General features: G+C 58.0%; 12 protein-coding genes and 1 pseudogene. 7 read left to right on the plus strand and 6 right to left on the minus strand.

The features are described from left to right. A pseudogene (locus ACP5J3_RS07125) lies at positions 1-431 on the plus strand (hypothetical protein); the annotation flags it as partial. Between the two features lie 152 nt (positions 432-583). Here ACP5J3_RS07125 and ACP5J3_RS07130 read toward each other — a convergent pair. Continuing rightward, complete coding sequence (locus ACP5J3_RS07130) at positions 584-1,150, minus strand: 50S ribosomal protein L15e (protein ID WP_428495049.1); 567 nt, start codon at positions 1,148-1,150, stop codon at positions 584-586. A gap of 73 nt (positions 1,151-1,223) precedes the next feature. Here ACP5J3_RS07130 and ACP5J3_RS07135 point away from each other — a divergent pair, with 73 nt between their 5' ends. From ACP5J3_RS07135 to ACP5J3_RS07145, 3 genes are read left to right on the plus strand one after another with little or no spacing between them, the layout of a single operon-like run. Then, positions 1,224-1,583 carry an RNA-binding domain-containing protein gene (locus tag ACP5J3_RS07135; protein WP_428495050.1) on the plus strand — a complete coding sequence of 120 codons (360 nt, stop codon included), beginning with the start codon at positions 1,224-1,226 and terminating at the stop codon, positions 1,581-1,583. A gap of 24 nt (positions 1,584-1,607) precedes the next feature. Next, entirely contained in the window at positions 1,608-2,150 is a 543-nt protein-coding gene (locus ACP5J3_RS07140; protein ID WP_428495051.1) for a hypothetical protein, read from the plus strand. Then, complete coding sequence (locus ACP5J3_RS07145; protein ID WP_428495052.1) at positions 2,143-2,466, plus strand: hypothetical protein; 324 nt, start codon at positions 2,143-2,145, stop codon at positions 2,464-2,466. The genes ACP5J3_RS07140 and ACP5J3_RS07145 overlap by 8 nt, the downstream gene beginning before the upstream one ends. Positions 2,467-3,526: 1,060 nt before the next feature. On the opposite strand, the gene ACP5J3_RS07150 is transcribed toward ACP5J3_RS07145, so the two are convergent. From ACP5J3_RS07150 to sufB, 3 genes are read right to left on the minus strand one after another with little or no spacing between them, the layout of a single operon-like run. After that, positions 3,527-4,426, minus strand: coding sequence for an ATP-grasp domain-containing protein (locus tag ACP5J3_RS07150; RefSeq protein ID WP_428495053.1), 900 nt, complete (start codon positions 4,424-4,426; stop codon positions 3,527-3,529). Next, entirely contained in the window at positions 4,426-5,022 is a 597-nt protein-coding gene (locus tag ACP5J3_RS07155; RefSeq protein WP_428495054.1) for a hypothetical protein, read from the minus strand. The genes ACP5J3_RS07150 and ACP5J3_RS07155 overlap by 1 nt, the downstream gene beginning before the upstream one ends. A gap of 32 nt (positions 5,023-5,054) precedes the next feature. Next, on the minus strand, positions 5,055-6,479 hold the full coding sequence (gene sufB, locus ACP5J3_RS07160) for a Fe-S cluster assembly protein SufB (RefSeq protein ID WP_428495055.1): 1,425 nt from the start codon (positions 6,477-6,479) through the stop codon (positions 5,055-5,057). A gap of 71 nt (positions 6,480-6,550) precedes the next feature. Here sufB and sufC point away from each other — a divergent pair, with 71 nt between their 5' ends. Then, positions 6,551-7,324 carry a Fe-S cluster assembly ATPase SufC gene (gene sufC, locus ACP5J3_RS07165; protein WP_263246813.1) on the plus strand — a complete coding sequence of 258 codons (774 nt, stop codon included), beginning with the start codon at positions 6,551-6,553 and terminating at the stop codon, positions 7,322-7,324. Positions 7,325-7,421: 97 nt separating this feature from the next. Continuing rightward, on the plus strand, positions 7,422-8,768 hold the full coding sequence (locus ACP5J3_RS07170) for an acetyl ornithine aminotransferase family protein (protein ID WP_428495056.1): 1,347 nt from the start codon (positions 7,422-7,424) through the stop codon (positions 8,766-8,768). Here the strand turns inward: ACP5J3_RS07170 and ACP5J3_RS07175 are convergent. Together ACP5J3_RS07175 and nucS are read right to left on the minus strand one after the other, a co-directional pair. Further along, entirely contained in the window at positions 8,751-8,975 is a 225-nt protein-coding gene (locus ACP5J3_RS07175) for a hypothetical protein (RefSeq protein ID WP_428495057.1), read from the minus strand. The two genes, ACP5J3_RS07170 and ACP5J3_RS07175, sit on opposite strands and share 18 nt — an antisense overlap. A 200-nt stretch (positions 8,976-9,175) precedes the next feature. Then, positions 9,176-9,919: an endonuclease NucS gene (gene nucS, locus ACP5J3_RS07180; RefSeq protein WP_428495058.1), complete on the minus strand. Its 744-nt coding sequence runs from the start codon at positions 9,917-9,919 to the stop codon at positions 9,176-9,178. 50 nt (positions 9,920-9,969) lie between these two features. Here nucS and ACP5J3_RS07185 point away from each other — a divergent pair. Continuing rightward, a partial coding sequence (locus ACP5J3_RS07185; protein ID WP_428495059.1) for a transcriptional regulator occupies positions 9,970-10,337 on the plus strand: 368 nt, incomplete at its 3' end.

The raw sequence follows: 10,337 nt of genomic DNA on the forward strand, positions 1-10,337 counted from the left end.
ATTACTCCCTCTGCGGGGGCTTCCGCGACGCTTGGGGCGGATGTCTCTACACGCCCATGCGGGCCTTGGAGAGGGTGTTCGCCGCCGCAGACGTCTACGCCTCCATGATGGGGCTCGAGACCCCTGGTAGGAGGCTGAGGCTGGAGTACGCCGTGGGGAGGGATAGGTTCTACGCCGCGGTGGGTTGCAGACCCGAGGGCAAGGTCTCGAAGATAAATATAGGCGATGCCCAGGTGTGGATATACGGCGAGGGGGGCGCGCCGCGGTACATCTTCTTCCAGGGCAAGCCGGAGCACGCGCCCTGGTTCTTCTCCATGTACAACCTAGCCAGGGCTGTCAACTCGGCGTATCTATACGACTTCGCGCTACGCGGCAGAGGGGGGCTCAACCTAGCGTACGTGGGCCACCTCTTCCGGGAGCTGAGGGGGTAGTCCAACCCGGTGAGGACCGGGGGTGGCGTAGGGCTCTCCGCTTCAAGAGGGAGAGGTGTCCCCAGACACCGTCGGGCTGTCTCACGGCGGCGCCGCGTATGCGGCCCTCCCAGCCCGTCGCGGTGGTGTAAAACGTGTCTGTGTTTAAAAACTTACTGCCCCGCCTTGAGCTTGGGGAGCAACGTCTTCTTTAGGTACTCGATTGTCTTCTTCTGCCTCTCCCTCAGCCTCCTCGCGACCCTCCTCCTGGGCGCTTCCTTGCCGCATATGCTGGAGTAGAGCGGGTCGCTTCTCACGGTGGGGGCGTTGCAGTCGACTAATATAACCTCGAAATATCTATACACGCCGTCGTCTGCCACCCAGTAGCTGTTGAGGACTTCTAGGTTGGGGAACTTCCTGGCGGCTCTCTCCTCCGCCACCTGCCGCCAGGATTTCCACGCCGCTATGCCGTAGACGCCCATCCTCTTGGCCCTCCTCCCCGAGTCGGGCCTCCTCCTGTTGAAGGGCCCCCTTATTAACCTCACCCTCACGACCACGACGCCTTGTTTCGCCTTGTAGCCCAGCTTCCTGGCGCGCTCCAGCCGGAAGGGCCTCTCCACTCTCACAATCGAGGGCGCCCTCCTCCACTCTATCAACACTTTTCTCATCAACCGCTCGTGCACCTCCCTACCTGGCTTTCTGTACCACATGGCCATGTAGCTGTACGCCGACCGAGCCACGGCCCAGTGCTAAGCCGTCTTTATAAGCTTTTCCCGCCGCGACACAGCTATAAACCCCCAGCCGCCCAGCTCCGTGCGGTGTAGATACGTCGAGATCAGCGTCATAATACACGCCACGGAGTCGTTGGAAAGGGTCCTCGAGGCGCTCCGCAACTTCTTCGGCCCCCTCCCCATAGTGGTTGAGGTTTACGAAGGGCACCACGGCAACCCCATATACCTCGCCACGTCGTACGTAGAGGACTGCGACGGCCTCCTCGACAAGCTCTGCGCCGCCTTCAGCGGAGAGGTGCCGGCCTCCCGGGGGGAGGGTGAGGGGCTGTACTACCTAAGGCTAGACAAGCAGGCCCTGGCGAGGGGCCAGGTCAGGGCTGTGGACCACGACGACGTCGTTAGGCTTAAGATTAGGACAAGAGGCGGCCTCTGCACAGGGTGAGGCTTGTTTTTAAATAAGCCCCATATGTGTCCCGTGTCTGGCGTCGTGGTGAGGAGGGGGTTTGTGGAGTGGGACTTGGCGTCGCCGGGGCCGGCTGTGGAGAGGGCGCTGTGGGAGGTGGGGGTCAGGGCCGTCTTGCTGAGGGAGGAGGCCGAGACGAGTCTGCTGGCCCCCTTTGTCCGGGGGGTGGATGTGAAGTGGGCGGAGGCCAGAGGTAGGGATAAGTTCAACGTCTACGTCTACAAGCCGGACGTGCAACTCATCAGGGTAAGCCCACACGCCCCGCTCACCCGCGATCAGGTCAGGGCCGCGGTGAGGTATGGGAAGTATGTGGAGCTCCAGCTCAAACCCCTCCTCTCCGACATAGCCCTCCTCGCCGAGTGGCTCAAAGTCCTCGAGCCTGAGGCTGTCGTCTTCTCCACCCCCGTGGAGGGCCTCCGGGATGTCAAGTCTCCGCTGGACGTGGCGGCTCTTCTTGTGGAGCTCAGCGGCGGCGACGACTGGGTCTACCCTTTTAAAAACTCCCTCGCGGTGCTGACGGAGCTCGTCGCAAGCAAGAATGACTAAGTGGCGCTACCTCGTCATTAGGAGTGCGGACCCGGCTGCCTGCTACGTGGAGTTGCTCGGGCTGTACCCGCTGGTGGGCTTCGCCTCGTTGATACACCCGCCTAGGCTGATCGCCATGTACGACGACGTGTTGGTAATAGGCGTCCCCAGAGACGTGGCGAGGAGGGTCAGAGCCGCCGTCGCCCTGCTGAACGGTTGCTACACGGTCAAGGCGGTGGGCACCTCTAGGCGGGCGAGGGCCGTGGCGGCGTCTATAAGAAATTTAACCAGAGCCGTTGATCTAGACGTGATGACGAGTACCAAAGCCGATACATGACGTGCTCGCGACGGACTGATCCACCATCCCCTGGGTGCGGACACCTTGACAAACGCGCCGTCAGCCGCCTCCAGCGGCCAGCCTGTCCCCAGCCTCGAGGGATCCGGCACTATACGTAGTGAAAAGTCGAAGGGGTAGAGTATAGAATCGACACCGCAACCGTCGACCAGAGGCGTAGCAACCGCATTGCTTGTTTTCAAGATCTACGGAGGGATGGGGGATGGCGTCCCCGTGTCTTGGATATCCAGACGAGGTGACTTTTTCAAAGGACTTTAAACGCCGCTAGCGATGTGGCTTAGAGATTGTCGCCTCACTATATCAATCGGGACACGTCGGCTGGCTGAGCTCAAAGAGGCCGTTGACACGATAACGTAAATGTATTTATTTTCACCAGCCTCTGAATTTAGCCGCCTTTTATTTTTAACTCTACAATCTAGTGTTTTTTAGGCTTGTCTGAATGAGTTGAGGATCCGCATGGGCTTTGCCAGGCCGCCTCCTCCGTCCTCCATAGGCGAAGCGGTCACCGCCTTCGGCCACGTGTACAGATCTTGTCAATAAAGGCTTTTCCAATCCAACCAATCCATGTGTTACTCTCTTTAATCAAGACGGTGGCAACCGCAATTATAGCTACGGAAAGCCAGGCGGCGTTGATATTGTAGCCGGCCCGGCGAACTGCTCAGCTTCCCTATCTGGCAACGCCGACATAAATCGTAGAGGGCGTGTAATTAAGTAGCCGCGGCTAACTCCGATATTAACGTCAGCACCCATACAAAAATGGAAATATGTCAGCCGACTCCTTGTCTAAGGCCTTCTCAACGGGCTTCCCTAAGCTGGCCTCCACTAACCTTTTCACGGCTAGACGCATCATCATGTTGCCGGGCTTCCCACAGGAGCTTTTTACGAACTCCGCGATACACATTATATAGCGGCGGAGACATAACACAATAAGTATTGAGGGCGGCATTACAAATAGCGAAGTCGTTGAGATACGCGCAGGCGCACATCCAGCGTCTCCAAACTAGGCGTTAGCCATGTATTTTCCTATACGTGGCGTGGGGGTCTACCTTCTGATTTTCTCTATTAAGTAATCTATGATGTGTTCTGCTGGGTTTATGCCTGTTGCTTGTTTAAAGCCCTGCCAGCTCATTGTGGGATTTACCTCTAGTATGTAGTAGCCCTCTTTTGTCTCCGCGATGTCCACGCCTCCGTAGTCTAGTCCAAGCACCTCCAAAGCTCTTACGGCGAGTTCTTCAAGCTCCGGCGTGGCCTTGGCGGGCTCGGGCCTCGCGCCCTGGGCTACGTTGCTCTTCCACCCCTCGGCCCTCCTGAACTCTGCGCCGACTGCGCGCCCCCCGACCACGACTACTCTGTAGTCGCCGCCGCCTTTTTCAAGAAATTTCTGGACGTATATCGGCTTGTTTATATTTACAAGCATGGAGAATATGTGGAAGGCCACGTCTGGGTTGTCCACTAGAAACACGCCGTAGCCCATGGCGCCGCGTAGTTGCTTGACGACGGCCCTCCCGAACTCCCCCACCGCCCTGTAGCCTATGAACATGTTCTCAGTCACGACGGTGGGGGGCACCGGGAGGTTGGCCTTGGCCAGCTTCATCAAGGCTGCCATCTTGTCGCCCGCCGCCACCCACGGCAACACCGGGTTCATTACGTAGACGCCGGCCTCCTCAAGCGCCTTCGCCGCCCACACTCTGTAGAGGAACTGTTCAAAATCGCGGAAAATCCCCAGATGTCTAAGGACGGCGCCGGGCGCCTCGACGGCGACGGGCTGTCCCCTCCCCACGGCCTGCCGTATTCTCAAGACACCCCTCTCAATTCCCACCTCCAGCATATCTACGTAGATCTTCACGGGAGTGTGGCCCCGCCTCCTAACAGCCTCCTCCAGATCTGCGACGTCCCCGGGGTTAAACTCTACCTCAAAAGGCCTAACTATGCCTATATGCATTAAGGCACGTAGACCCCCCAGAGATCTCTGCAGAGCCCCGGGAGGAGGGCTTTGGCCACCGGCTCGGGCTCGGCGACTTTTAACTGCCTCAAGGCGTTGATCACGGCGGCTACGGGCTGGTCTGTCAAAACCAGCGGTGGGTTATAGAACATACAGCCGGTGGGGTGCTCGTAGAGGGCTATTGGCTCCGGCGCCACCTCTCTGCAGACGCCTCCTTCGCATATGTACACCCCGTAGGGTCTCTGGACTATGTACCCCCCGCCCCCCAGGGGGGCAAGGGGGGCCACTGGACATATGCAGTCCCCCCTCTGCGCCTGGTAGAGCCTCAACAGCTCCCTCTCCACCTTCTCATAGCCGTGCACTCTGCCGTATCTAGCCAGGAAGGTGGCCACGGGCCTCTTCACGTGGCCGGAGATCTCCAGAGCCAGCTTCTTCTTTGCCTCCAGCGGATCGGCGCCGAAGGCGACGGCTAGGCCTATCAAGTCGTAGGGAGAGGCCCCCAGCGCCTCGCCGATCTCTAGCGCCGTCTTCAAAACCTCCCCCTTATCCACATGGGGGTTGCAGAGGGAAAATTTTTCAAATGTGCAGAGAGACACACAGTAGTTAAACTCTAGGTATTTAAGTTGTGTCAGCCGACTTTAGACAGTCTTCCGAACTCCAGCTCTATGACTCTGCCGAGCACCACTGCGTATTCAAACGGCAGGTCTTTTAGGATGTCTCCGACGAAGCCCAGTACTATGGCGGCCTTGGCGTCGTCTTCTGTGAACCCCCTGGCTCTTAGATACGCCAGCTTCTCCTCGGATATCGTCGAGGCGGTGGCTTCGTGGGTAACCACGGCGGTCTCCTCGAATACCTGGTCGTGGGGCACCGTCAGCGTCGCCGACTCTTTGTCTAGGACTAGCGAGTCGCACTGCACGTGGGACTTGGCGTATTTGGCGCCTCTCTGGACGTGCACCACGCCTCTGTACACCGCCACGCCGCCCTCGGCAGATATGCTTTTGTTCACCACCCTGCTACTAGTCCGCGGAGCTAGGTGCCACACCTTGGCCCCGTTTTCCTTCCAGTGGGGCCCCTTGGCCGCGGTTATGCCTACTATCTCGGTGGAGGCCCCCTCCCCCTTGAGCACGGTGGAGGGGAAGGTGTAGGTGGTTTTGCTACCGATGGAGCCCTCTACCCAATGCACCTTGGCCCCCGCCTCTGCGATTGCCCTCTTGTTGTTGAAATTCACCACGTTGCGCGACCAGTTCTGCACCGTGGTTATCTTCAGCGTGGCGCCTTCGTGGGCGTAGCCCTCCACCATCCCGTTGTGGAAGGAGTACTTCAACAGACGGGGCGCGGAGCACCCCTCTATCCAGTGGATGTAGGCCCCCCTGTCGGCCACCACTATTGAGTGCTCCATCTGGCTCTCCATCGACTGGCCTATGAAGAAGAAGGTCTCGAGGGGTTGCTCAATCCTCACGCCGGGGGGCACATATATGAAGACCCCGCCGGACCACAACGCGCCGTGGAGCGCGGCGAATTTATGCTCAGGCGGAAACACCTTCATGAAGTACCTCTGCACGAGGTCTGGGTACCGCCTCACGGCCTCCTCCATGGGGAGCATAACGACGCCCCTCTCCTGCAACTTCTTCTTCAAGTTGAAGTAGATGATCTCGCTGTCGAACTGCGCCCCCAGGCCCAGGAGGGCCTTAGCCTCTATCTCCGGCAGACCCAGCTTCTCGTAGTACTGCCTAATCTCCTTCGGCACCTGGTCCCAGCTCGACGCGGTCTCTACCTGAGGCTTTGCGTAATGCACAAGAGCTTCCAGATCTATCTCCTCCACAGCCCTCACCCACCTCGGCGTTGGGAGCTTTTCAAAAAGCTCAAGCATCCTCAGCCTAAGCCTCCTCATCCAGTCCGGCTCCCCCTTGAGGCGGCTAACCTCCTCCACCATATCCCTAGTAATGCGGCCCTTCAGCTCCACCTGGTACGCAAACTTCTTCTCAAGGCCGAGCGCCTCCTCCACAGACTCCACATGGCTAATCGTGGCGTGGAGAGACTCCATTTCCTGCATGGAGAAGGCCGCGATTGACAGTTATAAGCCTTTCACAAAACTGCTTTATAACTTCTATTCGACTCTGCCACATGCATAAACTCGAGGTCAGGAACCTCAGAGTGGCGGTGGGCGGCAGGGAGATCCTCAAGGGAGTGTCGCTGTCAGTCGCCACGGGCGAGGTGGTGGTGTTGATGGGGCCCAACGGCAGCGGCAAATCGACACTATTCCAGACAATTGCGGGCAACCCGAGATACGAGGTCCTAGACGGCGACATTCTACTAGACGGCGAATCTATAAAAGAGCTACCCCCAGAGGAGCGGTTCGCCCGAGGCATATTCGTGGGGTTCCAGTCCCCCGTGGCCGTGCCCGAGGTTAGATTCGCCTTCCTTCTACAAGCCATGATGAACATAAGAGCCGGCAAGAAGCTCACGGACCCCAACCCCCAGGTGCTGGCGCAGGCCCAGAGGCTGGCGGCGGAGCTGGGGCTTAAGCCGGAGGTCTTCAACAGAGGGGTGGGGGCAGGCTTCAGCGGGGGGGAGTTCAAGAGGGCTGAGGTGTTGCAAGCCCTCCTCATCTCCCCCAAATTCGCGGTTCTCGACGAGCCGGACAGCGGCCTTGATATAGACGGCATAGCGGCTGTTGGCAGGGCTGTGACTAGGCTGGCCGCCTCGGGGAGCGGCATTCTGCTCTCCACTCACTACGCCAGGGTGTTGAAATTCATAAAGCCGACGAGGGTATATGTAATGGCCGAAGGCCGCGTAGTCCTGGAGGGGGATGAGAACGTGATTAGGAAGATAGAGGAGGTGGGCTACCAGAGCTATTTCAACGAAATTAGGCAGGAGCTCGGATCAGCTGGCTCCTAAGTCGCCACATTTCGGAAACCCAGCCCTCATCACCACGCCCCCCGGCCCTCTGGGTTTTAAGTGTGAGTCTTTATATATAGATGAATTTAGCTTATTTATGCCTAAATGGCACTGGCCCATCAACCCTGAGGAGGTGCCTCGTATAGTAGTGGAGCCCCCCGGCCCCAGGGCGCTGGAGGTCGTCAGACGAGACGAGGAGCTAATAATGCAGTCGTTCACGAGGTGGTACCCCCTCGTCGTCGCGAGGGGCTACGGCCCCGTGGTGGAGGACGTGGACGGCAACCTATACATAGACCTCAACGCCGGCATCGCCGTCGCCAACGTGGGGCACTCCCACCCCAAGGTCGTGGAGGCCGTCAAGAGGCAGGCGGAGCTCTTCCTCCACTACTCCCTCACAGACTTCTACTACGAGGTGGCGGTTAAGCTGGCGGAGAAGCTCGCCTCAATAGCCCCCATATCGGGTAGTAAGAGGGTGTTTTTCACAAACAGCGGCACCGAGTCGGTGGAGGGGGTTTTGAAAATCGCCAGGGGGTACTTCAAGGGGCAGAGGCCGTATGTAATCGCCTTTATGGGGGCCTTCCACGGGAGGACCTACGGCTCTATGAGCCTCTCAGCCTCTAAGCCGGTGCACCGGCGGCACTTCTCGCCGCTGGTCCCCGGAGTGATACACGTGCCCTATCCACACCCGGTGCACTGCCCCTTCAAGGCCTCCACCCCAGAGGAGTGCGGCGAATACGCCCTGGCGTTTCTAGAAGACTGGGTATTTAAGAGGCTGGTGGACCCCTCTGAGGTTTCGCTGGTGATTATCGAGCCGGTGCAGGGCGAGGGGGGCTACGTGGTGCCCCCCAGAAACTTCATAAGGGGGCTTAGGAAACTCACCCAGGAACACGGCATCCTCTTCGCCGTCGACGAGGTGCAGACGGGATTCGGCAGGACGGGGAGGTGGTTCGCCGTGGAGCACTTCGGCGTGGAGCCGGACCTAGTGGCGACGGCTAAGGCAATAGCTGCGGGGCTCCCCCTCGGAGCCATAGTTGGGAGGGCTGAGGTTATGTCTCTCCCCCGGGGGTCCCACGCCAACACCTTCGGCGGCAACCCCGTGGCGGCCGCCGCGGCCCTCGCCTCGATAGAGGTTATCGAAGAGGAGGGGCTTATGCAACACGCCGAGGCGCTGGGGGAGGAGTTGAAAAAATTCTTTTTGGAGGAGGTGGGGGATAGACACGACGTGAGAGGCCTAGGCTTGATGATAGGCGTCGAGCTCCTAGACGAGAAGAGGAGGCCCGCTAAGTATCTCGACGAGGTTCTCTTAAAGGCGTTTAAACGTGGCGTGGCTGTCATCGGGGCTGGCCTCTCCACCGTGAGGATAGCGCCGCCGCTAGTTATCCCCCGCGAGATGGCGCTTAGAGCGGCGTATATTATAACCGAAATTCTACGTAGCTATAGATAAGCCTTTTACAAATTTCTTTTTGACTTCTTCATCGTAGTACCACTCAACAATCTCGTCGTCTGCTATCTCCATAGCGTATTCAAAAGCGTCCTCCCAGTCAAACGACTCGTAGACAAGCTCCCACCCCTCGTCCAGCAACCCGAGATCTTTCTCCTTCCCCGTCACGAGAATCCTACCCCTCTCCCGGTTAACCATCACTCTAAACACGTACGTATACGTATACGTATTTAAAAATCGCTTGAGAATTTTAACATATTACCTGAACTCCATGAAACAACCTAATTATACCTATGTAAAATTTGTTAAGAAATCAATTAAACTAGATATCAAAACTATACAGAAAATTACGCCTCAATAATTATGAACAAGACTACTCCTAGAATCCTCTGCTTTACAAGTTCAACAGCTTACTTGGAACTTAGTGTATTTTTATTTGTTGATACTGTCAACTCTCTCGGATTGACCTTTACAAATACCAAGTCATATCTTTTTAAATATTCAAGCGCTGTGGAGGAGATGTCGCTGGCCACTAAAACCCCCCTCACCTCGTGGCCCTTCCTCCTGTAGAGCTCTACATACCTCGCCAATTGGAAAACCGCGTCATGCGTAGCTACGTCTCTCTTCACCTCGATAATTACATACCTGCCGCTTCTGTCCCGGGCTAGGATATCTATGTGGCCGACGTCCGTCGGCACCTCGACCCCCAACACCTCCAGCCCCTCCTCAATTATAGAGGGGTTCCTCACCAAGGCCTCCACCACGTCGCTTTCTGTCCCGACGAGGGCGAGCTCCGACGTCCCCACGTCGAATGCCGCCGCGAAATCCACCTGACGAAACACCACCCGCACAGTCTCAAAAGGCCTAGATCTGACGCTCTTCACCACGAGCACGCCTCCCTCCACGTAGGCCGCAGTGGAGCTACCAGGCGGGTTCCAAATCTTCGGCTGGGCCTTCTCAGCCTCGTGTAACAACAAAGTCCCGTCTCTCTTTAAAATTAGGAGGCGGCGCCCAGGCCCCAGCGCCGCCGCGGCCCTCCCCGTGTATGACACCTCGCAGATCCCCACCACAACCACGACACCCCGCCTCTTCCCAGAGTTTATGAGGCGGGCGGCCTCCTCCGGCTTAGGAGCGCTTGCCACGTTGGCAACCACAGCTGGTTTAAAGAGCAATAAATTAATATACCATGTAGAAGATCCGCGCCATGTCTAAGGTAGAGGTAAAGGAGGTACAGGAGGTTAGGGGCTTCGGCGTCGTGAAGAAGGTGCCTAACAGAGCCGCGCTGACCGGCGACTTGAAGCCCAACACCATCCTGGTGTTCCACGGCAAGGAGGAGCACGAGATGGTTGTGGAAATCTTCACCCCAAACCCCAACGGCGACAAGACCCTGCCGGCGGCTAAGATGGCCTCTACCAAATTCAGCGGAAGCGCGGAGAAGGTAGACAACGCATACGCCACCCTGCTGTTCTGGGCCCTCAAGGAGGGCAAAACCCTCGGCACCCCCACACGGGAGATCTACACAAAGGTAGATGCCAGCCAGAGCCCGCCAGAGGTGGAGGTTGAGGTACAAGC

This window comes from Pyrobaculum sp., assembly GCF_049971835.1.
In the GTDB taxonomy this organism is placed as follows: domain Archaea; phylum Thermoproteota; class Thermoprotei; order Thermoproteales; family Thermoproteaceae; genus Pyrobaculum.